Annotated in this window: 23 protein-coding genes and 1 riboswitch; of the genes, 12 read left to right on the forward strand and 11 right to left on the reverse strand. The window is 72.3% G+C overall.

Annotated elements, in window-relative coordinates; genetic code table 11:
• The gene (locus QI633_RS07295; RefSeq protein WP_282428545.1) at positions 1-1068 is read left to right on the forward strand and encodes a hypothetical protein; all 1068 of its coding nucleotides are present in this window, start codon (positions 1-3) and stop codon (positions 1066-1068) included.
• Between the two features lie 113 nt (positions 1069-1181).
• Here QI633_RS07295 and QI633_RS07300 read toward each other — a convergent pair whose 3' ends face one another.
• Together QI633_RS07300 and QI633_RS07305 are read right to left on the reverse strand one after the other, a co-directional pair.
• Positions 1182-2834, reverse strand: a complete 1653-nt coding sequence (locus QI633_RS07300) for an MFS transporter (protein ID WP_282428546.1) — start codon at positions 2832-2834, stop codon at positions 1182-1184.
• Between the two features lie 42 nt (positions 2835-2876).
• Positions 2877-3482 carry a TetR/AcrR family transcriptional regulator gene (locus QI633_RS07305; protein WP_282428547.1) on the reverse strand — a complete coding sequence of 202 codons (606 nt, stop codon included), beginning with the start codon at positions 3480-3482 and terminating at the stop codon, positions 2877-2879.
• A 191-nt stretch (positions 3483-3673) separates the two neighbouring features.
• Here QI633_RS07305 and ligA point away from each other — a divergent pair, with 191 nt between their 5' ends.
• A complete protein-coding gene (gene ligA, locus QI633_RS07310; RefSeq protein WP_282428548.1) occupies positions 3674-5770 on the forward strand; it encodes an NAD-dependent DNA ligase LigA in 2097 nt (698 codons plus the stop codon).
• On the opposite strand, the gene QI633_RS07315 is transcribed toward ligA, so the two are convergent.
• Together QI633_RS07315 and QI633_RS07320 are read right to left on the reverse strand one after the other, a co-directional pair.
• Complete coding sequence (locus QI633_RS07315; protein WP_282428549.1) at positions 5758-6921, reverse strand: hypothetical protein; 1164 nt, start codon at positions 6919-6921, stop codon at positions 5758-5760. The genes ligA and QI633_RS07315 overlap by 13 nt on opposite strands.
• Positions 6914-7429 carry a SigE family RNA polymerase sigma factor gene (locus QI633_RS07320; protein WP_282428550.1) on the reverse strand — a complete coding sequence of 172 codons (516 nt, stop codon included), beginning with the start codon at positions 7427-7429 and terminating at the stop codon, positions 6914-6916. The genes QI633_RS07315 and QI633_RS07320 overlap by 8 nt, the downstream gene beginning before the upstream one ends.
• 70 nt (positions 7430-7499) lie before the next feature.
• Here QI633_RS07320 and QI633_RS07325 point away from each other — a divergent pair, with 70 nt between their 5' ends.
• Positions 7500-8522, forward strand: a complete 1023-nt coding sequence (locus tag QI633_RS07325) for an alpha/beta fold hydrolase (protein WP_282428551.1) — start codon at positions 7500-7502, stop codon at positions 8520-8522.
• Positions 8523-8531: 9 nt separating this feature from the next.
• Here QI633_RS07325 and QI633_RS07330 read toward each other — a convergent pair whose 3' ends face one another.
• Both QI633_RS07330 and QI633_RS07335 read right to left on the reverse strand, forming a co-directional pair.
• Positions 8532-8720 (reverse strand): hypothetical protein, encoded by a 189-nt coding sequence (locus QI633_RS07330; RefSeq protein ID WP_141799737.1) that lies wholly within the window; start codon positions 8718-8720, stop codon positions 8532-8534.
• Between the two features lie 81 nt (positions 8721-8801).
• Positions 8802-9239 (reverse strand): hypothetical protein, encoded by a 438-nt coding sequence (locus QI633_RS07335; protein ID WP_282428552.1) that lies wholly within the window; start codon positions 9237-9239, stop codon positions 8802-8804.
• Between the two features lie 204 nt (positions 9240-9443).
• Between QI633_RS07335 and gatC the strand changes: the two genes are divergently transcribed.
• From gatC to QI633_RS07380, 9 genes are all read left to right on the forward strand, one after another.
• Positions 9444-9743: an Asp-tRNA(Asn)/Glu-tRNA(Gln) amidotransferase subunit GatC gene (gene gatC / locus QI633_RS07340; RefSeq protein ID WP_141799735.1), complete on the forward strand. Its 300-nt coding sequence runs from the start codon at positions 9444-9446 to the stop codon at positions 9741-9743.
• A complete protein-coding gene (gene gatA, locus QI633_RS07345) occupies positions 9740-11257 on the forward strand; it encodes an Asp-tRNA(Asn)/Glu-tRNA(Gln) amidotransferase subunit GatA (protein ID WP_282428553.1) in 1518 nt (505 codons plus the stop codon). Before gatC ends, gatA begins: the two co-directional genes overlap by 4 nt.
• Positions 11257-12747: an Asp-tRNA(Asn)/Glu-tRNA(Gln) amidotransferase subunit GatB gene (gatB, locus tag QI633_RS07350; protein ID WP_282428554.1), complete on the forward strand. Its 1491-nt coding sequence runs from the start codon at positions 11257-11259 to the stop codon at positions 12745-12747. The genes gatA and gatB overlap by 1 nt, the downstream gene beginning before the upstream one ends.
• Positions 12748-12799: 52 nt before the next feature.
• Positions 12800-13069: a hypothetical protein gene (locus QI633_RS07355; RefSeq protein ID WP_282428555.1), complete on the forward strand. Its 270-nt coding sequence runs from the start codon at positions 12800-12802 to the stop codon at positions 13067-13069.
• Positions 13070-13487: 418 nt separating this feature from the next.
• Positions 13488-13617: riboswitch (cobalamin riboswitch) on the forward strand.
• Between the two features lie 78 nt (positions 13618-13695).
• Positions 13696-15168, forward strand: a complete 1473-nt coding sequence (locus QI633_RS07360; RefSeq protein ID WP_282428556.1) for a hypothetical protein — start codon at positions 13696-13698, stop codon at positions 15166-15168.
• The gene (locus QI633_RS07365; RefSeq protein ID WP_282428557.1) at positions 15168-16031 is read left to right on the forward strand and encodes a hypothetical protein; all 864 of its coding nucleotides are present in this window, start codon (positions 15168-15170) and stop codon (positions 16029-16031) included. The genes QI633_RS07360 and QI633_RS07365 overlap by 1 nt, the downstream gene beginning before the upstream one ends.
• Positions 16032-16037: 6 nt before the next feature.
• Complete coding sequence (locus QI633_RS07370; RefSeq protein WP_282428558.1) at positions 16038-17144, forward strand: energy-coupling factor transporter transmembrane component T; 1107 nt, start codon at positions 16038-16040, stop codon at positions 17142-17144.
• A complete protein-coding gene (locus QI633_RS07375) occupies positions 17144-18772 on the forward strand; it encodes an ABC transporter ATP-binding protein (protein WP_282428559.1) in 1629 nt (542 codons plus the stop codon). The genes QI633_RS07370 and QI633_RS07375 overlap by 1 nt, the downstream gene beginning before the upstream one ends.
• An 80-nt stretch (positions 18773-18852) precedes the next feature.
• On the forward strand, positions 18853-19575 hold the full coding sequence (locus QI633_RS07380; protein WP_282429289.1) for an ECF transporter S component: 723 nt from the start codon (positions 18853-18855) through the stop codon (positions 19573-19575).
• 90 nt (positions 19576-19665) lie between these two features.
• Here the strand turns inward: QI633_RS07380 and QI633_RS07385 are convergent, their stop codons facing one another.
• The 5 genes from QI633_RS07385 to QI633_RS07405 form a co-directional block, all read right to left on the reverse strand.
• Positions 19666-20844: a PQQ-dependent sugar dehydrogenase gene (locus tag QI633_RS07385; RefSeq protein WP_282428560.1), complete on the reverse strand. Its 1179-nt coding sequence runs from the start codon at positions 20842-20844 to the stop codon at positions 19666-19668.
• Complete coding sequence (locus QI633_RS07390; RefSeq protein ID WP_141799727.1) at positions 20841-21776, reverse strand: alpha/beta hydrolase; 936 nt, start codon at positions 21774-21776, stop codon at positions 20841-20843. Before QI633_RS07390 ends, QI633_RS07385 begins: the two co-directional genes overlap by 4 nt.
• Positions 21777-21817: 41 nt before the next feature.
• Positions 21818-22003, reverse strand: coding sequence for a hypothetical protein (locus tag QI633_RS07395; protein WP_141799726.1), 186 nt, complete (start codon positions 22001-22003; stop codon positions 21818-21820).
• 84 nt (positions 22004-22087) lie between these two features.
• Entirely contained in the window at positions 22088-22966 is an 879-nt protein-coding gene (locus tag QI633_RS07400) for an EamA family transporter (RefSeq protein ID WP_260806096.1), read from the reverse strand.
• A 116-nt stretch (positions 22967-23082) separates the two neighbouring features.
• Entirely contained in the window at positions 23083-25023 is a 1941-nt protein-coding gene (locus tag QI633_RS07405) for a hypothetical protein (protein ID WP_282428561.1), read from the reverse strand.
• Positions 25024-25204 lie beyond the last annotated feature (181 nt).

The following is a 25204-nucleotide window of genomic DNA, read 5'->3' on the forward strand; positions in this document are numbered from 1 at the left end:
GTGAGCACTCGGGGCTACCTGCTCAAGAACCTCGCCGCCGGGCTGGTCGTGCTCGGCGTGATCTCAGGGGTCGTCGCGCTCGTCCGCTGGATCTCGGGGCCCGACGACGACCCCGCCCCGGCGACCAAGAGGGCGATCGCGGCCGTGGCCGTCGACGTGCTCGACCTCCACCCGACGTCCTTCAACGTCAACCCCTCCTACGACGTCCCCGACCCGCTCGGCGTCGAGATCCGGTTCCGGCCGCCGGGGGAGAAGGGCGACTCGCACTACCTCCACGTCGGTGTCGACGCGGCCGGGACCCGCGATCTCGAGGAGTGCAGCGAGTACTACGACTGCGCCGAGTGGGACGGTCACGGCGGCCGCTTCCACCTGTCCTGGCAGGAGGAGGAGCCCGAGGAGGACCCCGGGATCCTCACACTCACCTTCCGCACGGCTGCCGGCGAGGAGCGCAGCGTCACCTACGCCGGCGAGCAGCTCACCGGCGACCCGCGCGAGCAGGACCTGCCCCTCAGCGTCGAGGGCGACCTGGTCCGGCTGCTGACCGACGACCGGTTCTCCGCGACCACCACCCGGGCGATGGTCGACGCCGACCTGCCGAAGTGGCCGAAGGACGACACCCTCGGCGACCCGGTCCCGACCACGCCCGAGGTCGTCGCGCAGTGGATGGTCGAGGAGGGGGTCCGTGACGTTCCGCAGCGGCGTCCGGTCGACACGACGGCGTACGGTGACGGCGCGGTCGGCATCGAGCTGGTCGCCAGGGACCACACCACGAGCGTGGTGCTGGTACCGAAGGACAGCCCGTCGGTCCCCACCTGCGGCCCGGAGTGGCACTGCGTGACGAAGCGGGACGTCGTGCGCGGCTGGCAGCAGGGCGTGGCCATCGCGATCCGGCACACGGCGGACGCGGTCGCGCTGGTGACGGTCCGGGCGCCGAGCGTGGACGGGCCGATCGGGCGGCGTACCCGCGACGGCCGGGTGGGGCAGGACTACCTGGCGTTGGCCGACGGGTTCGCCGCCTTCACGCTGACGACGACCAAGGAGTTCGCCGCCGGGGTACCCGCGTCCTGAGCCTGTGACGCCAATCCCCCTAACCGTTCGATCGAACGGTTAGGGGGATTTGTCGCTCCGAAACTCCCCCTAGCCGTTCGATCGAACGGAAAGAGGGAGTAGGAGCGTCGGGATCAGCCGACGTGGACGCCCTCGGGCGCGTCGGTCGCCAGCTCGGTGTGCTTGACGTTGAGGAACGCCCAGATCACCGCGGACGCCGCGAGCATCAGCATCGAGGCGACCAGGAAGGCGTGCGTGGCGCCCTCCGGGAAGCTCGAGCCGAAGATGGCGGACTCGAGGAAGGTCAAGTCGGTGCCGGGAACCACCGCGTTGGGGTCGCCCCCACCGGCCACGATCGCCTCCGCCATCGGCTTGGCGACCGCGCTGGCCTGGTTGTTGGTGAAGTGCAGCGCGACCGTGCTCAGCGTCGCCAGGCCGAGGGCGCCGCCGACCTGCTGCATCGTGTTGAGGACGCCGGAGCCGATGCCGGAGTCCTCGGAGCGGACGTGGTGCACCGCGGTGAGGGTCATCGGCACGAACACCATGCCCATGCCGACCGCCATCAGGACGATGAACGGGAAGAGTTGCGTCCAGTAGTTGATGTCGGCACCGCCGTCGGTCAGGGCGGTGAGCACGGACTTCGGGGACTCGTCGATCGGGATGCGGGAGAACATGAACAGCGCGGTCGCGGCGAGCAGGGTGCCGGTGCCGGCGAGGAAGCGTGCGTCGACCCGGGCGACGAGGTTGGACGCCAGGCCGGCGCCGACCACGATGCCGAAGGAGAACGGCAGGAACGCGAAGCCGGCCTCGAGCGGGCTGAAGCCCATGATCTGCTGGATGAACAGGCTCAGGAAGTAGAACATCGCGAACATCGCGGCCGGGGCGATCATCATCGCCACGAAGCTCGTGGCGCGGGTCCGGCTGGCGAAGATGCGCACCGGAAGCAGCGGGTGCTTGACCCGCGACTCGATGACCGCGAACGCGACCAGGAGGGCGACACCGGCGACCAGGGACGTGATCGTCTGGACGTGGTCCCAGCCGTAGGCCTCCTCGCCGGCACGCGAGAGGCCGAAGACGATGCCGAGCAGGCCGAGGGTGCCGGTGATGGCGCCGGGGACGTCCATCTCACCCGGGTGCGACTCCGACTCCGCCAGGACGCGCGGAGCGAGGAACGCCGCGACCAGGCCGATCGGGACGTTGATCAGGAAGGTCATCCGCCAGCCCTCGACGTCGAGTCCGAGGAAGGAGTCGAGGCCGGTCAGCCAGCCGCCGAGGATCAGGCCGATCGCCGCACCGACGCCGGACATCGTCGCGTAGGCGGCCATCGCCTTGTTGCGGGCCGGTCCGGCCGCGAAGGTCGTGGTGATCAGAGCCAGTGCGGCCGGTGCGGCCATCGCGGCACCGACGCCCTGCAGTGCGCGCGACGCGAGGAGCATGGCCTCGTTGGCCGCGAGACCACCGAGCAGGGAGGCGATCGAGAACACCGTGAGGCCGGTCATGAACAGCCGGCGACGCCCGTAGAGGTCACCGAGGCGTCCGCCGAGGAGCAGCAGCCCGCCGAAGGCGAGCGCGTAGCCGGTCACGATCCAGGTCAGGTTGGCCTGGGAGATGGAGAGGTCGCCGCCGATGTAGGGCAGGGCGATGTTGGCGATGGTGGAGTCGAGCACCACCATCAGCTGCGCTGTGAGGATCAGCACGAGCGCGAGCCCGGGGTGGGACCGGTGCTTGCTCTCGACGGCTGCGGAAGAGGTCGTCTCCGGAGGGTCGAGAGACTCGACGTCGGACATGTTGTTTCCTTCGTGTCGTGGTGGGAGTGGGCGTTGCTTCGGTCAGCCGCGGGTGGCGGCCGGGAGGATGACCTGGTCGACCACGCGGGCGATCAGGTCGGGCGTCGGGGGATCCCCGAGGAGGAAGCCGCGGTGCAGGACGATGCCCGGCAGTGCGGCGGTGAGGATGTCGAGGTCGATGTCGTCGCGCAGCTCGCCCCGCAGGCGGGCCCGCTCGTAGATCTCGCGGCCGACGGCCACCTTGGGGGCGATGAACCGCTCGCGGAACGCCGCGGCGAACGCCGGGTCGCGGCCGATGGCCGTGACGACGCTGCCGAGGAGGGCGGTCTGGTGCTCGTCGGTGAGGCCGCCGTGGCCGCAGAACATGGCGAGCAGGTCGCCGCGGAGGCTGCCGGTGTCCTGGGGCGCCGCGAGCGGGGTCTTCTCCGACATGAGGGCGTCGATCACGAGCGCCGCCTTGCCGTCCCACTTGCGGTAGAGCGTCGCCTTGGACGCCTTGGCCTGGGTCGCGACAGCGTCCATGGTGAGCCGGTCGTAACCGACGTCGACGAGTACGGCGAGGGTCGCGTCGAGGATCTCCTGCTCGCGATCGCCCTCGACCCGGGGGCGCGTCGGCGCCTCGGGGACACTCGGCTTGCGGGGTGACACGGTGACCTCCGGGATCGGATGGAACGGAACGGTTCCGTTTCAATAGATAGTACGGAACGGTTTCGTTCTGTCAAGCGAATTCCCGGTGCCATCTCGCACACGGTGATCTCGCTGGGACCGAGACTGCCGGAGACCACCGACATCGGCCGCCCGGAGCCCGGGACGTCGGTGGGGCGCGGCAAGATGTCCCCATGACCGAGGCCGAGCTCCCCGTCGTACCCGCCGCTGCCCGCGACGAGCACGCCACGATCAGCGAGGAGATCGAGGACGCGCGCTACCGCTACTACGTCCTCGACGCCCCCACCCTGTCCGACGCGGACTTCGACCAGCGGCTGCGCCGGCTCGAGGCGCTCGAGGAGGAGTTCCCCGAGCTGCGCACCCCGGACTCGCCGACCCAGAAGGTCGGCGGTGCGGTGGCGACCGACTTCACCGCGGTCGACCACCTGCAGCGGATGGAGAGCCTGGACAACGCCTTCTCCTTCGAGGAGCTCGGCTCCTGGCACGCCCGGCTCGGCCGGGACGGCGTCACCGACCCGGCGCTGCTGTGCGAGCTCAAGGTCGACGGCCTGGCGATCAACCTGCTCTACGAGCAGGGGCGCCTGGTCCGGGCCCTGACCCGGGGTGACGGCCGCACCGGCGAGGACGTGACGCCCAACGTGAAGACGATCGCCGCCGTACCCCACCGGCTGACCGGCACCGACGAGTTCCCGGTGCCGGCGCTGGTCGAGGTGCGCGGGGAGGTGTTCCTGCCCGTCGCGGCCTTCGAGGCGCTCAACGTCTCGATGACCGAGGCCGGCCGGCCCGCGTTCGCCAACCCACGCAACGCGGCCGCGGGCTCGCTGCGCCAGAAGGATCCGCGGGTCACCGCGTCCCGCGCGCTCGGGATGGTCTGCCACGGCATCGGCGCCCGCGAGGGCTTCGAGCCGCGGGCCCAGTCGCAGGCCTACGAGGCGCTGGCCGCCTGGGGCCTGCCGATCTCCGAGCAGGTGCGGGTGCTGCCGAGCCTCGCCGACGTCGAGGGCTACATCGCCAACGCCGGCGAGAACCGGCACACGATCGTGCCCTACGAGATCGACGGCGTCGTGGTGAAGGTCGACGACGTCGCCCTGCAGCGCCGGCTGGGCTCGACGAGCCGCGCGCCGCGGTGGGCGATCGCCTTCAAGTACCCGCCCGAGGAGGTCAACACCAAGCTGCTCGACATCGCGGTCAATGTCGGCCGCACGGGCCGGGTCACGCCGTACGGCGTCATGGAGCCCACCAAGGTCGCCGGCTCCACGGTCGAGAACGCCACGCTGCACAACTTCCACGAGGTCGAGCGCAAGGACGTGCGTCCCGGCGACACCGTGATCCTGCGCAAGGCCGGCGACGTCATCCCCGAGATCGTCGGCCCGGTGCTTCCCCTGCGGCCCGAGGGACTGCAGCCCTGGGTCGCGCCCACGACCTGCCCGGCCTGCGGCACCGAGCTGGTCGAGCAGAAGGAGGGCGACAAGGACCGGCGCTGCCCCAACCACGAGCTGTGCCCGGGCCAGGTGCGCGAGCGGGTCTTCTTCGTCGCGGGCCGCAGCGCCTTCGACATCGAGGGGCTCGGCTACGAGGCCGCGGTCGCGCTGCTCGACGCGGGCGTGATCACCAACGAGGGCGATGTCTTCGACCTCGATGCCGACAAGCTCCGGGCCACCGAGCTGTTCACCCGCGCGCCGAAGAAGGACGAGGACGGACCCCAGCTGTCCGCGAACGGCGAGAAGCTGCTCGCCAACCTCGACTCGCGCAAGGACGTCGCGCTGTGGCGGGTCATCGTGGCCCTCTCGATCCGGCACACCGGCCCCAGCGCGTCGCGCGCGCTGGCCCAGGAGTTCGGCTCGATGGAGGCGATCCGGGCGGCCAGCGAGGAGGAGCTCGCCGCCGCCGAGGGCGTCGGTCCGACGATCGCCCGCGCGGTCATCGAGTGGTTCGAGGTGCCGTGGCACGTCGCGATCGTCGACAAGTGGACGGCCGCCGGTGTCTCGATGGCCGACGAGCGCGACGAGTCGGTGGAGCGCACCCTCGAGGGGCTGACCGTGGTGGTCACGGGATCGCTGGTCGACTTCTCGCGCGACTCGGCCAAGGAGGCGATCCTGTCCCGTGGGGGCAAGGCCGCCGGGTCGGTCTCGAAGAAGACGGACTTCGTGGTGGTCGGCGAGAACGCCGGCTCCAAGGCGGAGAAGGCCGAGCAGCTCGGCGTACCCATCCTCGACGAGGACGGGTTCAAGCGGCTGCTGGCCGAGGGACCGCCCGCTCAGGACTCGTAGGCGTTCCCGCTGACCTTGAGGTTCGCGCCCGGGTCGAGGGTGACCGGCGTCGGCTCGCACGCGCCGGTGTCGGGATCGCAGGACTGCACCGACGTGCCGTCGACCTGCAGCAGCCGGCCGGTCGCGGTCCAGCCGTAGTCCGCGTTCCCGAGCCGGACGACGCTGCGCCGGCCGCCGGGCAGGTCGATCAGGGTGGCCCGCGGGTCCTCGAACCGGCAGCTGCCCGTGTCGGCCTGGCACATCAGCATCGGGGTCAGGAGCGCGTGGGAGCCGTCGGGGGAGAGCCGGGGCCAGACGGTGGCGGCGGGGTCGTCGTCGGCGGGGTCGTAGGGGAGCGACTGCAGGACCTCGCCGGTGGCGGCGTCGATGATGGTGACGGTCTTGCCGTCGTCGCCCATCACGACGTCGCGCCCGCCCGCGGTCTCGGGCATGTGGGTCGGGATCGTGGTAGTCCGGACCTCGCCGGTGCGCCACCGCACGTCGAGCAGGGTGCCGTCGACGCCGACGTAGACGTGGTCGCCCGACAGGGCCACCGGCGGGGCGTTCCAGCCGCCCCAGGTGAACGAACCCTCGACCGGGACGGTGGTGGCGACCTCGCCGGTGCGGACGTCGCGCAGCACGACCTTCCAGTGGCGGGCGTCGTCGCCGGGCGCGGCATAGGCCAGGTAGGGAAGGGTCGGGTCGGTGCCCGGCTTGCGGTCGCCGAGGTGCAGGTCGAAGTCGGAGGTGGTGCCGTCGGGCGCGACCAGCCAGTACGCCGAGTCCGGGGCGTCGGTGGCGGCCGACTTCCCGATCCGCACCAGCATCCCGGCGGAGGTGTAGTACATCGCCTTGACCTGGCCGGGCACCTGGGCGGTGGCGCCGGTGCCGAGGTGGACGGTCGAGCCCTGGGCCACGGCCCAGTCGGCGTCCGTCGCCGGTACGGCGGCCGCGAGGTCGCGCCCCGCCGGACGGTCGCGATCGCCCAGCTGCGTGCCGGCGAGGGTCGCGGTGGCGGCGACCGCGACGACGGCCATGGCGGCCGCGCCGAGGCGGACCCGGCGGCGGGTGCGCAGGCCGCGTCCGCGTCGTACGACATCGTCGGCGGGCAGCGGCGGCACGGCGAGGGACTCGGCCTCCTCGTGCAGCAGGGCGGCGAGGCGCTCAGTCATGGTCGGCTCCCTGGGGGATCACGGCGTCGCCGAGGCTGGTGCGCAGCTTCGCGAGCGCCTGAGAGGTCTGGCTCTTGACGGTGCCCTCACTGACGCCGAGGGCATGGGCGACCTGGGCGACGCTCCGGTCCTCGTAGAACCGGAGCACGACGACCGCCCGCTGTCCCGGCGGGAGCCCGGCGAGGGCGGTCATCAGGTCGGGGCGCTCGGTGGCGTCGACCTCGGGGCCGGGGCTCTCCGGCAGCTGCGCGGTCGGTCGCTCGTTGCGCCAGCCCTTCTTGCGGAACCACGAGGCCGCGGTGTTGACCAAGGTGGTGCGGGCGTAGCCGCCGGCGGTCTCCAGGCTCTCCACCCGGTGCCAGCTCGCGTAGGTCTTGGCGAGCGCGGTCTGCACCAGGTCCTCGGCCTCGGCGTGGTCGCCGACGAGCAGGTACGCCGTCCGGTACAGCCCGGCCCAGCACCCGTGCATCAGCTCGGCGAACTCGTCGTCGGTGAGTCTTCGCGGCATCGGCTTCCTCTCGTCGTCACCCTCACAGATGCCGCGGGGTGCCGGAAAGGTTGGCTGGCACACTGGCGGGGTGAGGCTGCTCGGTCGCACCGTCCCGGTCGTCCTCCTCGCGCTGCTCGGCGCCGCCTGCAGCGGCCCGGAGGAGCCCGCGGGCGCGCCGACGCCGCCGGCCGCGAGCAGTCCGACGACGCCGGCGTCGCCGTCGGTGCCGGCCGCCGTACCGCACCCGGTGTCGTTGCCGGCCCTCGCCCGCAAGACGTTCGACGGGCGCGGGCTGCGGCTGGGCGAGGAGGTCGCGCGCACGCCCCGGCACCGGCAGTACGCCGTCACCTGGCGCAGCGGCGACCTCACCGTGTCAGGACGGCTCGCGGTGCCGGAGGGGCCGGGACCGTTCCCGGCGGTGGTGCTCGCGCACGGGTACATCGACCCCGCGGTCTACGTGAACGGGCAGGGGATGACCCGGGAGCGGGCCTGGTTCGGCGAGCACGGCTACGTCGCGCTGCACGTCGACTACCGCGGCCACGCCGGCTCCGACCCGGACCCGAGCGACGGCCTCGACATGCGCCTGGGCTACACCGAGGACGTCATCAACGCGGTGCTGGCGCTGCGGGCCTGGGACGGACCGGTCGACGACGGCCGGGTCGCGCTGGTGGGGCGCTCGATGGGCGGCGGGGTCGTCTACAACGCGCTCGTCGCGCAGCCCGGCCTGGTCGACGCCGCAGTCGTCTTCGCGCCGGTCAGCTCGGACGCGGTCGACAACTTCGAGCGGTGGATCCGGCCGGACCCGGGGCGGGGGAGCGTGGCACGCCGGATCCTGCGCACGTACGGCGAGCCGTCGGCGCAGCCCGCGTTCTGGCAGGGGATCAGCGCCCGCACCTACTTCGCCGACATCACCGAGCCGGTCCTGATCCACCACGGAACCTCCGACGACTCCTGCCCGATCCGGTGGAGCCGGACCACGGCCCGGCTGCTGGAGCAGGCCGGGGTGGACGTGACACTGCGGACCTACCCGGGCGAGGAGCACGCCTTCGGGCCGCGGTTCGAGCTGTCGATGCAGCGGACCGGGCGGTTCCTCGCGCGTCACCTGTCCTAGGGCCGCGTCCTAGGCGAGGTACAGCTCGGCGTCGGCGCGCAGCGCGAGGGCGGCCGTGCGGCGGCCGTGGACGCTGGCGGGACACGGCATCCAGTAGGGGACGGCGGTCGCCTCGCGGGCGGCGAGCTCCTCCTCGAGTGCCGCGAGCCTCAGCAGCTCCTGACGGACGAGGACTCGGACGTGATCTGAGGTGGACATGCCTCGAGCATGATCCGGGAGTGCGCGGCAGAGCAGGGCCGAAGGACCCGGTCCGCCCCGTCCCTTGGTCTGGGCCGGGCGTCAGCCGAGCGAGCGCAGCCAGGTCTCCGCGGAGTCGGGGTCCGGGAGCCGGACGACGGCCAGACGCGGGTGGATGGCCGGCGCGCGGTCGACCCAGCCGAGGTCGGGCTCGCGCTCGCGTACGTCGGAGCGGATCCGGCGCAGCGTGCGGCGTACCTTCCCGGCGAAGGTGGCGGAGGCCAGGTCGACCCGGACCAGCACCTCGGTGCGCTCGAGGACCAGAGGGCGCTGCCACGCCTCGTCGGCCGTCGTCACCCAGCCGTCGAAGGCCGCGAGCCGGGCCACCTCGCCCGGCCCGGACAGGTCGGCGAGCGGGACGAGGGGTACGTCGAGCACGGTCGCGAGGCGCTGCAGGAAGGCGCTCAGCGCCTCGCCCGGGGCGCCCGCCACGACCACACGCTGCGGGAGGCGGCGCGAGGCGGGGCCGAGGGCGTACACCCGGCGGATTCTAGGGCTGCCCTCAGCACCAGACGGGCACGGCCCCGGGGTCATTGCCCACCTGGGGCACCCGCGGCACGCGCCTCGCTGCGTTGCCGTCGGTCGACGGGCCGCGGCCCGCCTCCCTCCGGCGCCTTGCGATCCACGCGCCGAGGGCACCCCAGCCGGGCAAGCACCCCTGGCCCGGGCCCTAGAATCGCCGGCATGTCTCAACTCACCCGCGACGAGGTGGCCCACCTGGCCGACCTCGCCCGGATCGACCTCGACGACGCCGAGCTGGACCACCTGGCGCCCCAGCTCAACGTGATCCTCGAGGCGGTCGCGTCCATCAGCGGAGTGGCCGGCGACGACGTGCCGCCGACCTCCCACCCGATCCCGCTCACCAACGTCTTCCGTGAGGACGTCGTCCGCCCGAGCCTGAGCGCCGAGCAGGCGCTGTCCGGCGCGCCGGCGGTCGAGGAGCAGCGGTTCCGGGTCCCGCGGATCCTGGGGGACGAGCAGTGAGCGACGAGCTGATCCACAAGACCGCGGCCGAGCTGGCCGACGCGCTGGCCGCCGGCGAGACGACCTCCGTCGAGGTCACCCAGGCCCACCTCGACCGGATCGCCGCCGTCGACGGCAGCGCCGAGTCCGGCGTGCACGCCTTCCTCCACGTCGACGCCGAAGGCGCACTGGCCCAGGCCGCCGAGTCCGACGCCCGCCGCGCCGCGGGGGAGACCCGGCACCTGCTCGACGGTGTCCCGATCGCGGTCAAGGACGTGCTGGCCACGCAGGGCCTGCCCACCACCTGCGGCTCGAAGATCCTCGAGGGCTGGGTGCCGCCGTACGACGCCACCGTGGTGCGCCGCATCAAGGAGGCCGGCCTGCCGATCCTCGGCAAGACCAACATGGACGAGTTCGCCATGGGCTCCTCGACCGAGCACTCGGCGTACGGACCCACCCGCAACCCGTGGGACCAGTCCCGGATCCCGGGCGGCTCCGGCGGCGGCTCGGCCGCGGCCGTGGCGGCCTTCGAGGCCCCGCTGGCCCTCGGCACCGACACCGGCGGCTCGATCCGCCAACCCGGCGCCGTCACCGGCACCGTCGGCGTGAAGCCGACCTACGGCGGCGTCTCGCGCTACGGCCTGGTCGCCCTCGCCAACAGCCTCGACCAGGTCGGCCCGGTCACCCGGACCGTGCTCGACTCGGCGCTGCTGCACGAGCTGATCGGCGGACACGACCCGCTCGACTCGACGTCGGTCGACGTCCCCGTCGGTTCGTACGTCGAGGCGGCGCGCGCCGGAGCGACGGGCGACCTCGCCGGCCTGCGCGTCGGCGTGATCAAGGAGCTGGCCGGCGACGGCTGGCAGCCCGGCGTCATGCAGCGCTTCGCCGAGACCGTCGACCTGCTCAAGGAGCTGGGCGCCGAGGTCACCGAGGTGTCCTGCCCGACCTTCGTGCACGCGATGGCGACCTACTACCTCATCCTCCCGGCCGAGTGCTCCTCCAACCTCGCCAAGTTCGACGCCATGCGCTACGGCCTGCGCGTCGTCCCCGACGGCGACCCGAGCGCCGAGGCGGTCATGAAGGCGACCCGCGACGCCGGCTTCGGCGACGAGGTCAAGCGCCGGATCATGATCGGCACCTACGCGCTGTCCAGCGGCTACTGCGACGCCTACTACGGCCAGGCGCAGAAGGTCCGCACGCTCATCTCGCGCGACTTCGCGGCCGCCTTCGAGAACGTCGACGTGCTGGTCTCGCCGACCTCGCCGACCACGGCCTTCCCGCTGGGCGACAAGCTCGACGACCCGCTGGCGATGTACCTGCAGGACCTCGCCACGATCCCGGCCAACCTGGCCGGCGTACCCGGCATCTCGGTGCCCGCCGGCCTCGCCGACGAGGACGGCCTGCCGGTCGGCTTCCAGGTGCTGGCGCCGGCGCTCGCCGACGACCGGCTCTACCGCGTCGGCGCTGCCGTCGAGGCGGCCCTGACCTCCCGCTGGGGCGGTCCGATCCTCGCGCAGAACGGAGCGCTCTGATGGAGACCCTGGTCCCCTTCGACGAGGTCATCGCGAAGTACGACCCCGCCCTCGGCCTCGAGGTGCACGTCGAGCTCAACACCAACACGAAGATGTTCTGCGGCTGCCCCGCGGTCTTCGGCGGCGAGCCCAACACCCAGGTCTGCCCGACCTGCCTGGGCCTGCCCGGCGCGATGCCGGTCGTCAACGCCAAGGCCGTCGAGTCGGCGATCCGGATCGGCCTGGCCCTGAACTGCTCGATCGCCGAGTGGTGCCGGTTCGCGCGGAAGAACTACTTCTACCCGGACATGCCGAAGAACTTCCAGACCTCCCAGTACGACGAGCCGATCGCCTTCGACGGCTGGCTCGACGTCGAGGTCGAGGGCGAGACCTACCGGGTCGAGATCGAGCGCGCCCACATGGAGGAGGACACCGGCAAGTCCACCCACGTCGGTGGCGCCACCGGCCGGATCCACGGTGCGGACTACTCGCTGGTCGACTACAACCGCGCCGGCATCCCCCTCATCGAGATCGTCACCCGCCCGATCCTGGTGCCGGCCGAGAAGGCGCCGGCCGTGGCCCGCGCGTACGTCGGCCAGCTCCGCGACCTGATCCTGGCCCTCGGCGTCTCCGACGCCCGGATGGACCAGGGCTCGATCCGCGCCGACGTGAACCTCTCGCTCGCGCTGAAGGGTGCCGACAAGCTGGGGACGCGCTCGGAGACGAAGAACGTCAACTCGTTGCGCTCGGTCGAGCGTGCGGTCCGCTTCGAGATGTCGCGGCACGCCGGCATCCTCGATGCCGGGGGCGCCGTACTGCAGGAGACGCGGCACTTCCACGAGGACACCGGTACGACGTCGTCGGGTCGCGAGAAGTCCGACGCCGAGGACTACCGCTACTTCCCCGAGCCCGACCTGGTGCCCGTGGCGCCGTCGCGCGAGTGGGTCGAGGAGCTGCGTGGCACGCTGCCCGAGAACCCGACCCAGAAGCGGGCCCGGCTGCAGGAGGAGTACGGGTTCTCCGACCTCGAGATGCGCGACGTGTGGGCCGCCGGCGCGCTGCCCCTGATCGAGGCGACCGTCGCCGAGGGCACCGCCCCTCAGTCGGCACGCAAGTGGTGGGTCGCCGAGCTGCTGCGCCGCGCCAACGACGCCGGCGTCGAGCTGGCCGAGGTCGGCGTCACGCCGAAGCAGGTCGCCGAGGTGCAGGCGCTGGTCGACGCCAAGACGATCAACGACAAGCTGGCCCGTCAGGTCTTCGACGGCCTGATCGCCAGTGAGGGCACCGCCGCGGAGGTCATCGAGAAGCGCGGCCTCGCGCTCGTGTCCGACGACGGCCCGCTGATCGCCGCCATCGACGAGGCGCTGGCCGCCCAGCCCGACATCGCCGAGAAGATCCGGGGCGGCAACCATGCCGCGGCCGGTGCGGTCATCGGCGCGGTCATGAAGGCGACCCGCGGTCAGGCCGACGCCGCCCGGGTGCGTGAGCTGATCCTCGAGAAGCTCGCCTGAGGACGGTTGTGCGCCAAGTGTGACACCGGGCTCCCGGTGTCACACTTGGCGCATGCCCACCGTCCGCCCGCGCCACGCGATCACCGAGACCGATGCGGTCGCGGCTGCGCTCGAGGCTGCTGCGCGGAGGTGGCCCGAGGATCGTGACCGTCCCGCCCGACTCCTTGCCCATCTCGTCGAGATCGGTTTCCACACGATCGAGATCGAGCTGGAGGTCGAGACGGAGAAGCGCAGGGCAGCGATCCGAAAGTTCGCTGGTTCGTTCACCGGCCTGTTCGGCCCCGGTTATCTCGACGAGGTGCGTGAGGGCTGGCCCGAGTGATCGCACTCGACGCGAGTGTCCTGATCGCGGCACTCGATGTCCGCGACGCTCACCATGCGGCAGCAGCCGCCTTGCCGGAGACTCACGCCGACAGGCCATTCGTGATCGGGCCTGTGAACCGGGCCGAGATCCTGATCAGCCCCACCAGGGCCGGGTAGCTCGAGGAGTTCGTGGGTGCCCTCACAGCGATGGGAGTCGTGGAGCCCTCGTTCCCGGCGGACGCCTCGATGCGGTTGGCTGGGCTACGGGTGGCGACCGGGCTGCGGATCCCCGACTGCTGCGTCCTCCTGACGGCCCAGTAGTCGGGCGCGGCGGTCGCGAGCTTCGACGGCCGGCTGCGATCCGCTGCCCGCGACCTCGGTCTCGCCCTCCTTCCCGATGACGAGGACCCCGGCGTCGAGGTCTAGACTCGGGCGACACACAAGAACACGCCCGTGGTGGGGGAAGCCGGTCGAATCCCGGCGCTGACCCGCAACCGTGGACCGCCCCCGCGAGATCAGTCGGGGGAGCGGTGAGCCGGAGCACCCGTCATGGCGCGTCCTGACACAACGCTGTCGCGGAGAGCAGCGGGTCAGCGGCACAGGACTTCCTGGGCCCGCCCGTCGGCTGCAGCGGGAAGGCACCACATGTCCACCTCCATGTTCGTACGCCGGGCGGTTGCGGCCGTCGCCGGCGGTGCCGTCGTCGCGGGCGGCCTGATGGCGGTCGCGCCCGCTCCGGCCGCGCACGCCGACGCCGTCGCCCAGAGCGCCGCGGCCACCTGGCTCGCCGGTGAGCTCGACGCCGACGGCCTGCTCCACGGCGACGTCGCCAAGACCATCGACTACGCGCTCGCGCTCGACGAGATCGGCGGTCACCAGGCCACGCTCGACACGATCAAGGCGGGGATCGACGCCAAGGTCGACGCGTACGCCGTCGGCGGCGTCAGCATCGCGCAGGCGAACCTCTTCTACCGGGCGGTCGACGTCGACCCGGCCACGAAGGCGGGCAACCTGGTGACCAAGCTCGAGGCCGCAGTCGACAACACCACTGGAAAGCTCGACGAGGCATTTCCGGGCGCGTGGTCGCAGGGCCTCGCTGTGCGGGCGCTGGACGCGGCCGGCAGCAGCGAGCTCGCCAAGGCGACCGACTCGCTCATCGACGACTTCGAGTGCGCGTCCGGCGGCTGGGGCTATTACGTCGGGCCGGACTGCTTCGCCGACCCCGACGACACCGCCGACATGCTCTTCGCGCTCCTGCCGCTGAAGGGCGAGAGCGTCAAGATCGACAACGCGATCGCGCGGGGTGTGACCTGGCTGAAGTCCGCGCAGAAGGCCGATGGTGGGTTCGACAACTTCGGGGAGAACGCCAGCTCCACCGGCCTCGCCGGACACGCCCTGCTGCTGGCCGGTGCGACCACCGAGGGCGAGCGTGCCGCTGTGTGGCTGCGCCGCCACCAGGTGGCCGGCACCACCTGCGACGTCCTGCTGAAGACCGAGGCCGGCGCCGTCGGGACGACCGACGAGGTGATCAAGGAGGGCCGGGACCTCGGCGTCGACCCCGCCACCGCCGGCTTCGACTGGTACCTCGCCACCGCGCAGTCGATCGTCGCGCTCCAGGCGGCTCCTGCGGCCTCCGGTCCGCTGGCCGTGACGACGAAGTTCGTCCACGTCGCCAGCACCGCGAGCCTCCAGGTCGCGGGTCTCGCGCCCGGTGAGAACGGCTGTGTGACCGTGGCGGGCGCCTCCACCCGGGTCCAGGGTGGCGCGACCACGAGCGCCCCGTTCGTCGTCCCGGCCGGCGTCGCGTCATACCCCGTCACCGTCACTGCCCTCGGCCGCAGCACCACTGCCACGGTGGCGGCCCTCGACGCCAAGAAGCTCAAGGTCAAGGTCGCCGCGAAGCTCAAGGCGAAGAAGAAGGCCGTCATCATGGTCAAGGGCCTTGCCGCCGGTGAGACCGTGACCGTCAAGATCGGCAAGAAGAAGGCCACCGGCACCGCCAACGCCAAGGGCGTCGCCAAGGTCAAGATCAAGGTCAAGAAGAAGGGCAAGGCCAAGGTCAAGGTGGTCGGCGCGTTCCCCGACCGCAAGGGCAAGGCCACCACCCGGGTCGTCTGATGACCTTCCGCAGCACAGTGCGCACGGCGGCCGCGGCGATCCTCGTCGCGGCTGCTGTCGTGCTGCTCCCGCAGGCGACCGCCTCGGCCACCGCCTGCGGCGGGAGCACCGGCATCACCGTGGTCGTCGACTCCAACCAGCTCGGCGCTGGGATCAGCGCCGGTTGCGACGCCGACGGTGGCACGGCCGCCAACAACTTCGCCGACGCCGGCTACACGCTGGAGTACAGCCAGGCGGCCGGCATGAGCGGCTTCGTCTGCAAGATCAACAGCAAGCCGTCCAACGGCGACTGCACGGAGACCGACGCCTACTGGAGCCTGTGGTGGTCCGACGGAAAGTCGGGCACCTGGACGTACGCAGCCCGCGGTGTGGCCAGTCTGCGGGTCCCTGACGGCGGATACGTCGCCTTCGCGTGGCACCAGGGCAGCGGCCAGGCCGCACCGCCCGACGTCGCACCGACCCCGCGGGTCCAGGAGGCGAAGCCGACGCCCACGCCGAGCCCGACCAAGGCAGCGACGCCGAAGCCCACCAAGAAGGCCACGCCCAAGCCGAGCGCCACGCCGTCGGCCAGCACGACCTCGGCGACCCCGACTGCTAGCGCCACCCCGAGCGCGACGGACACCACGAGCGCCACGGCGACGCCGACCGAGGCGACCACCTCGGCCGCGCCGCCGGAGCCGAGCCAGACAACGACCACCGGGCTGCCGTCGATCGACGAGATCACCGACGGTCCCGAGGCGACGTCCGCGGACACCGACAGCAAGGACGGCGGCGGGTTCCCGGCATGGCTGGGGATCGGGCTGGTCGTGGTGGTGCTGGGGGCGGCGGGCGCCGTACCCCTGGTCCGCCGACTCAAGGCCTGAGCGGTCATGGGTGCAGGGCGGCTGGCGCGGGATCTCCACCCCGTCGCGTGGTGGGTCTGGGCGGTGGGGCTCGCCGTGGCCGCCTCCTGCACGACCAACCCGTGGCTGCTGCTCGTCCTGCTCGGCGTGATCACGCTGGTCGTCCTCAGCTGCCGCTCCGACCAGCCGTGGGCGCGCTCGTTCCGGCTCTACGTCTGGCTCGGGGTGATCGTGGTCGCGGTGCGGATCCTGTTCCGGGTGCTGCTCGGCGGTGACGTGCCGGGCCACGTCCTGTTCACGTTGCCGAGCATCCCGTTGCCGGACTGGGCGGCGGGCATCTCGCTGCTCGGGCCGTTCACCCGCGAGGAGCTGCTCGCGGCGACCTACGAGGGACTGCGCCTGGCGACCCTGCTCATCGCGGTCGGCGCCGCCAACGCGCTGGCGAACCCGAAGCGGCTGATGAAGTCGCTACCGCCGGCCCTCTACGAGATCGGTACGGCGATGACGGTCGCGATCAGCGTCGTCCCGCAGCTGGCCGACAGCGCGCGCCGGGTGCGGGCGGCGCAGCAGCTGCGTGGGGGACCGGAAGGGCGGTTCCGCCGGATCCGCGGCGTACGACGGCTGCTGGTCCCGATCCTGGAGGACGCCTTCGACCGTTCGCTCGCGCTCGCGGCCGGGATGGACGCGCGCGGCTACGGCCGCACCGGCGAGCTCACCGCCCAGCAGCGGCGCAGCACCGGCGCGCTCATCATCACCGGCCTGATCGGCGTCTGCGTGGGCGTCTACGCGCTCCTCGACAGCACCGCGCCCCGGGTGCTGGCACTACCGATGCTGGTGCTCGGGATGCTGCTCGCCCTCGGCGGCTTCGTGCTGGCCGGCCGGCGCGTGCAGCGCACCCGCTACCGCCCCGACCGCTGGCGGCTCCCCGAGCTCCTCGTGGCCGGGGCCGGGATCGCCGCAGGTGCGGGCATGTGGGCGCTGCAGCGCTGGGAGACCCAGGTCGCGCACCCCGGCGTCCTGGTCCGTCCCGGCATCTCGCTGCTCGCCCTGGTCGCCGCTCTGGTCGCGGTCCTGCCGGTCTGGGTGGCGCCACTGCCGGTCACGGCCCAGCGCCGTGAGGAGGCGCTCGTCTGATGCTCGAGCTGCGCAGGATCACCCTGACCTACGACGACCCGGAGCCGACGGCCGCGACCACCGTGCTCGACGGGATCGACCTCACCATCGCCGACGGCGAGCTGGTCGTCCTGGCCGGTCCGACCGGGGTGGGCAAGTCGACGCTGCTGGGCGTCGTGGCCGGCCTGGTGCCGTCGTACACCGGCGGCACGCTCACCGGCGACGTCCTCCTCGACGGTGCCAGCATCGCCGAGCAGCCGGCCCGCGAGCGCGCGCACGCGATCGGGTACGTCGGCCAGAACCCCGCCGCCTGGTTCGTCACCGACACGGTGGAGGAGGAGCTGGCGTTCGGGATGGAGCAGCTGGGGCTGCCCGCGCCGACGATGCGCCGCCGGGTCGAGGAGACCCTCGACCTGCTCGGCATCGCCGACCTGCGCCACCGCGACCTGCGCACCCTGTCCGGCGGCCAGCAGCAGCGCGTCGCGATCGGTGCCGTGCTCACGACCCACCCGCGGCTGCTGGTGCTCGACGAGCCCACCTCGGCGCTGGACCCGACCGCGGCCGAGGACGTGCTCGCCACGCTGACCCGCCTGGTCCACGACCTCGGCGTCTCGGTGCTGGTCGCCGAGCACCGCCTGGAGCGTGTCGTGCCCTTCGCCGACCGGCTCTGCCTGCTCCACCGCGGGGGACGCGTCGAGGTCGGCGAGCCCTCGGACGTGCTCCGGGACGCCCCGATCGCGCCGCCGCTGGTCGAGCTCGGCCGGCTCGCGGGCTGGCAGCCGCTCCCACTCACCGTGCGCGACGCCCGTCGCCGCGCTCCCGCGCTGAAGGAGCGACTGGGCGAGGCGCCGCACCGCGAGCGGCCCGGCAGCGGCGAGCCCGTCGTCGACGTACGACGCCTGGTGCTCGCCCACGGCCGGACCCCGGTCCTGCGCGAGGTCGACCTGACCCTGCGGCCCGGGACCGTCACCGCCCTCATGGGCCGCAACGGCGCCGGGAAGTCGACCCTGCTCTGGGCGCTCCAGGGCCGCCACGGCGCGGCGTCGGGCACGGTCCGGGTCGGCGGCGTCGACCCCGCCACGCTCAGGCCGGAGATGCGCCGGGCGACGACCGGACTGGTGCCGCAGAGCCCCGCCGACCTGCTCTACCTCGAGACCGTCGCCGAGGAGTGCGCTGCGGCAGACCGGTCCGCCCGCGCGGAGCCCGGCACCTGCCGCGCCCTCCTCGACCGGCTCGCGCCCGCCATCGACCCCGACCGGCACCCCCGCGACCTCTCCGAGGGCCAGCGGCTCGCGCTGGCGGTGGCGATCGTGCTGACCTCTCGGCCGCCGGTGCTGCTGCTCGACGAGCCGACCCGCGGGCTGGACTACCCGGCCAAGCGTGCTCTCGCCGTCCTGCTCCGCGAGCTCGCCGCCGAGCCCGGCGCCACGCGTGCGGTGCTGGTCGCCACCCACGACGTCGAGTTCGTCGCGCAGGTCGCCGACGACCTCGTGGTCCTCGCCGAGGGCGAGGTCGTCTCGGCGGGACCCGTGGTCCCGACCGTCTCGGAGTCGCCCGCCTTCGCGCCCCAGGTCACCAAGGTGCTCGGCGCCGGCTGGCTGCGGGTCGACGACGTCGCGGCGAGCCTGGCGAGCGAGGTCGCCCGGTGAGCGAGACCCACGCGGCCGCCGTACCCCTGCAGCTGCGCTCCGGCGTGGTGCTGGCGATCACCTCGGTGATCGGGCTGCTCATGCTGGCCTGGCCGCTGCTGCTCGACGTACCGGCCGACACGGAGCGGGTCGACCCGCCGTTCCTCTTCCTGCTCCTGCTGCCCGTGATCCTCGGCGTCGTCCTCGCCGAGATGAGCGAGGGGGGCATGGACGCCCGGGTGCTCGCGGTCCTCGGTGTCCTCAGTGCGGTCAACGCCGTGCTCCGCCTGGTCAGTGCCGGTACGGCGGGCCTGGAGCTGGTGTTCTTCCTGCTGATCCTCGGCGGCCGGGTGTTCGGCGCCGGGTTCGGGTTCGTGCTCGGTTGCACCTCGCTGTTCGCCTCGGCCCTGATGACCGCCGGCGTCGGCCCGTGGCTGCCGTTCCAGATGCTCGCCGCAGCGTGGGTCGGGATGGGGGCCGGACTGCTCCCGCGCCGGGTCCGCGGGCGCGCCGAGATCGCCCTGCTGGCGGCGTACGGCATCGTCTCGGCCTATCTGTACGGCCTGCTGATGAACCTGCAGGGCTGGCCGTTCATGGCCGGCATCCAGGTGCCGGGCCAGGACTCGACCGAGATCTCCTACGTCCCGGGCGCGGGCGTGCTCGAGAACCTGCACCACTTCGTGGTCTACACACTGCTGACCTCGACCGGCGGCTGGGACACCGGTCGCGCGGTCACCAACGCTCTCGCGATCGTGCTGCTCGGGCCGGCCGTGCTGGTCACCCTGCGGCGCGCGGCCCGCAAGGCGCGCATCGAGGCTCCGTAGCCCCCCGAACCGTTCGATCGAACGGTTCGGGGGATCTGGTGCTACAACAAGCCGCTCGAACCGTTCGATCGAACGGTTTGGGGGAGGGGCTCAGGGCTCGATGAGCAGGATCCGGTCGTCCTGGTCGCCGGGGGTGCCGCGGCCGTCCTTGTTGCTCGTGCTCAGCCACAGCCGCCCGTCGGGGGCCCGGGCCACGGTCCGCAGTCGGCCGTACTCGCCGGGCGCGCCCTTCTCCCCGGCGAAGTACGCCGCCGGGTCGCTCACCTGGCCGTCGGCGACCTTGATCCGCCACAGCCGCTCACCGTTCAGCGCGGCCATCCACAGGTAGCCGCCGGCATAGGCGAGCCCGGAGGGGGAGGCCTCGTCGGGGGACCAGGTCAGCAGCGGCTGGGTGTACTTCGCGGGTCCGCCGGTGCCTTCGACGACCGGCCAGCCGTAGTCCTCGCCGGGCACGATCCGGTTGAGCTCGTCGGCCTTGTCCTGGCCGAACTCGGAGGCCCACAGCAGGCCCTTGTCGTCCCAGGCGAGGCCCTGGACGTTGCGGTGACCCCACGACCACACCGCGTCGCCGAACGGGTTGCCGGGAGCGGGCACGCCGTCGGCGCTGATCCGCAGGATCTTGCCGGCGTACGACGCCTTGTCGCGGGCGAGCTGGTCGTCGCCGGTCTCGCCGGTGGCGACGTACAGGTAGCCGTCGGGGCCGAACGCGATCCGGCCGCCGTCGTGGATGCGCCCGTTGGGGATACCGGTCAGGACCGGCTCGACCGCACCCAGCCGGTCACCGGTCAGCTTCGCGCGCACGACCCGGTTGTCGTCGTCGGTGCAGACGTAGAAGTAGACGAGCCCGTCGGAGGCGAAGGCGGGGGAGACGGCCACGCCGAGCAGGCCGGCCTCGCCGCCGGGCGCCGTCTCGGGGATGGTGCCGACCTCGACGACCTTGCCCTCCTCCTTCGTGGTCGCGCCGTTGCCGCCGACCTGTGGTGGGGTGATGACCAGGACCCGGCCGCTGTCGCGCTCGGTGACCACGGCGCGGCCGTCGGGCAGGAAGTCGATGCCCCACGGCGTCGCCAGCCCGCTGGCGACGGTGGCGACGACGTCCGGGACGCCGTCGATCGTGAAGATGACCTTGCCGTCGATGACCGAGCCGGTGGGGGCTGCGGTCGCGGTGCCCATCACCTCGACCTCGCTCACGTTGCCGCCCTGGCCGCAGCCGGCCGCGACGAGGGCGAGTACGGCGAGCCCGGCCGCGGCGCGGGAGCGGCGCCTCACGACAGCTGCTCCAGGAACTCCAGCAGCAGGCCGTGGACCCGCTCGGGCTGCTCGAGCTGGACGAAGTGGGAGCCGCGCAGCTCGACGTAGGTGCTGTCCTTGCCGGTCTCGCTGAGTCGTCGGGAGGCGCTGGCCATGTCGCGGGCGCCGGCCAGGATGTCCCAGGTCGCCGAGACGAACATGGTCGGCACGGTGATCTGGCTCAGCCGCACCCGCGGGTGCTTCGAGGTGCTGATCGCCAGGTGGGCGTACCAGTCGACCGGGGTCGTTGCGAACTCCTGCAGGCCGATCGCGGCCGCCTCGGGGTCGGCGACCGGGAACATGAACCCGGTCCGGCCGAGCAGCCGGACCGTGCTCGCGTTGATCGGGAGGTGCCGGACCAGCGGGTTGACCGCCCGGCCGGCGTACTGCGCCACGCGGCAGGCGTTGACGGTGACCGCGCGGGCGACCAGCCGCGGCAGGTGCAGCGGGCCGAGCATGGTGGCGAAGGTGTCGCCCGGGACGCCGCACATCGCGAAGATGCCGCGCACCCGCTCGGGATGGCGGTAGGTCATCTCGAAGGCGGTGTTGACGCCCATCGACCAGCCCATCAGGACCGCGCTGTCGATGCCGAAGTGGTCCATGACGGACAGGCCGTCCTGCACGAAGTGCTCGATCTCGACGTGCTTCGGGTCGGCCGGGCGCTCCGAGCCGCCGACGCCGCGGTGGTTCCACGACACCACGCGTACGCCGCAGTCGGGCTCGAGCAGCCACGGCCACAGGTACGGGTTCGTGCCCAGTCCGTTGCAGAGCACGACGGTGGGCCCGTCGATCTCGCCGTCGGGGTCGTTCGTCCAGGCACGGACATGGGTCCCGTCGTCGGACAGGATGTCGCGGAAGGCGATCGACGCGGACCGGACGCGCTGTCCGGGCCGGGGAGCGGAGGTCGACATGGCGTCGATTCTGCCGGACCCCGGGCCGTGGGGAGTGAACGTCAGGCGTGCAGCGAGACGGTGCCCTCGATCACAGGGGTACGACGGGCGTCTGCTCGGGCGGCGAGGAAGGCCTCGACGTCCTCGCGCTCGGCGCGGCGCTGGGTGCACGCGGTGAGCGCGATCATGGCGTTGCGGCGGGCCCGCTGCTGGAGTGCGACGGACCAGGTGTGGGCGAGACGGGACACGGACTCAGGCAGTGACATGGGGGTGTCAGCTCCGGATGGGGGAGGGCGGAGTACCGACACTACGACCGGCGTGGGCGCCCCAGGTCACGTCGGAGTGACATCTGGGTGAACCTCAGCCCGGGTCGCCCGCGTGGCGCCCACGCTGGCGACCACCACACAGCCGATCGCCGCCCACTGGACGGGTGCCAACGACTCGCCGACGACGGCCAGGCCGGCCAGGGCCGCGGCCGCCGGCTCGAGGCTCATCAGCACCCCGAACGTCGCCGCGGGCAGGGTCCGCAGCGCCGCCAGCTCGGCGCTGTAGGGCACCACCGAGCTGAGCAGGCCGACGGCGGCGCCGAGCAGCAGCACCCGCTGGTCGGCCAGGTCGGCGGTGTCCACGGTCAGCAGCAGCGGGGTCAGCAGGGCCACGGCGACCAGGCTGGCGAGCGCCAGCCCGTCGATGCCCTCCCACCGCCGGCCGGTGGCCGCACTGGAGAGGATGTAGCCGGACCACGCCGCCCCGGCGAGGACGGCGTACAGGATGCCGAGGGGGTCGAGGTGCCCGCGCTCGAAGCCCAGCAGCAGCACCCCGAGTCCGGCCAGGACCACCCAGCCCAGATCGCGGGGACGCCGGAAGCCGACCGCCGCGAGGACCAGCGGGCCGATGAACTCGATGGTGACCGCGACGCCGATCGGGATCCGCGAGAACGACTGGTAGATGCCCCAGTTCATCGCGCCGAGGCAGGCGCCGTACCGCGCCGCGACCAGCCAGTCCTCGCGGCTGCGACCACGCAGCCGGGGCCGCGCCCACAGCATCAGCACCAGCGAGCTGGTCGCCAGCCGCAGCCACACCACGCCGTTGGGAGCGATGTCGTCGAAGAGCAGCTTCGCGAAGCCGGCACCGAGCTGGACCGAGCCGATCCCGAGCAGGACCAGCCCGATCGCCACCCCGAGGGGCGGGCCGTGGCGGGGTGTGGTCACCCGCAGAAGGTAGGACGTCTCGGTGGAAAGCGACGAACCGCCGGCCCCCCACGGGCCGGCGGTTCGTCGCCCCCTCGGGGCGTGGTGGACTGCCTGGACTGTCTGGACTACCTGGACTACTTGGCGGCGACGATGCCGTCGACGGTGACCTTGCGGCCGTCCTTGCTGACGACCTTGATCTTGAGAGTGCCGGTCTGGACGCTGCCGAGGTCGAGGACCGGGACGGTGACCTGGCCGGCCTTGCCCTTGAGGTTGATGGTCTTGACGACGGTGCCGTTCCAGTAGACCTTGACCTTGCCGCCCTTCTTGGCCTTCGCGACGATCAGGTCGACGTGACGGGCCTGGACGCCGGCGAGCGTCAGCTTGCGGTTCTTCTTCTTGGTGACGGTGGCGGTGTTGTTGAAAGCGCCGGCCTTGGCGATGCGCTTCCACTTCTTGCCGCTCAGGGCGGTGTCGTCGAGCGGGACGGTGGTGCAGCGCTCGGTGGAGCGGAAGCCGAGGTTGCCCGCCTTGTCGGTGCCCTGGGCCTGGAAGCAGTAGGTGCTGCCGAAGGCGCCGGCGAAGGGCTGGGAGGTGGTGGTGACGTTGTTGGCGATCACCTGCTGGGCTCCGAAGCCGGTGTTCCAGGCCGCGGAGCGGACCATGACGTCGGTGCTCTTGACACCCGAGAGGGAGTCGGTGACGTTCCAGGCGACGTCGAAGCCCGGCGCGCTGACCGGTCCGCCGGGGGCGGTGATCGTGGCGATGGGGCCGGCGATGTCGAGGAAGTCGGCCTGGACGTAGGAGTTGAAGCCGTTCGAGACGATTCCGACGGCGACAGCGTTGCCCTCGCGGTCCATGTCGGCGGCGAACGAGCCGTTGGCGGCGCCGGCGTCGTACTGGCCCCACGGGAGCACCGGGTTGGTGTGGTGGCGCACCGTGAGCTGGTCGGCGTCGTTGTGGACGACGACCTGGTCGGCACCGTCGGAGACCAGGCTCACGTGTGCCTGGCTGGTGATCGTCTTGGGCTCGGCGATGGCGGCGGTGCCGAAGCCCTGGCCGGGCTTGGCCACGGCGGCGCGGATCACGTAGGTGTTCCCGTTCTCGAAGGCGGTCCAGGTGGCCTGCAGGGTGCCGTTCGGGCTGACCGCCAGGTCGCGGTACGACGTGCCGACGCCGGTCGGGGAGACCAGCTCGACGTTGCCGAGCGTGCCGTTGGGGCTGACCCGGACCACCAGGGCCCGGGTCTTGGCGGCCTCGATGCCGCCGAACATCACGGCTCCGCTCCCGTCGTCGGCCAGCTCCGCCTCGGTCTCGTTCTGGGTGTCGCCGAGCCAGACGATCGGCTTCGGGCCGAGCCAGCCCACCGCTGCGTTGCGCCGGGTGACCATGATCGTGTCCTCGCCGCTCTCGTTGTCGTAGTACGACAGCAGGACGTCACCCGCCGGGTTCACGTCGAGCGACGGGTCGAAGGTGTGGTAGCCGAAGTTGTCGACGACAGGGGTGCCGCCCTTGGCCCACACCGAGGTCTGGATCCGGTCCGCGCCGCTGTGCTCGGTGTCGAAGGCGGCGTGCACGCGTCCGGTCGCGTCCATCCCGGCGTCGATGGAGTCGATCGTCGTGATGTCGGTGCTCGCGCTGAGCAGCGTGGAGCCGTCCCAGGTGCCATTGGGGAGGTAGCGCGACGCGCGCACCTTCTGCTCGCCGCCGGTCGTCTGGTTCCACACGACGGCGAGGTCGCCGTTGTCGTTGGCGACGGCGTGGGCGTCGTGGGCGTCGGTGACCGGTGCGGCCGTCACCTGCTTCGGCGGGCCCCAGACACCGTCGTTGGCGACGGCGGCGTACACCTTGGTGCCGCCGACGACCGGCCGGGTCCACGCGGCGAGCGCGTCACCGGAGCCGAAGGCCACGACGTCGACCGAGCTCGGAACGTCGCCGAAGTTGCTGATGTTGCCGCTGTCGATGCCGCCCACTGCCTGGGCGGGGCTTCCGGTGAGGCCGAGGGTGCCGACGGCGATGGCCGCGGTCGTCAGGCCGAGGATCCGCGTGCGGATCGAGGTGCTCTTCGTGGTGTTCATGGTCTTCTCCTGTGAGTGGCGGGCGGGCCCGGTTCGTGGTGCGTTGGGAGTAGGAGCAGGCGGCGGGCGAGACCTTGCAGGTTTTCCGGCGAGTTCTCGGGCGGGACTGTCGTCGCCGGAGATGACACGAACCGCCGGCCCCCCACGGGCCGGCGGTTCGTCGCCCCTCGGGGGCGGAAGG

It is taken from the genome of Nocardioides sp. QY071 (genome assembly GCF_029961765.1).
Classification (GTDB): Bacteria; Actinomycetota; Actinomycetes; order Propionibacteriales; family Nocardioidaceae; genus Nocardioides.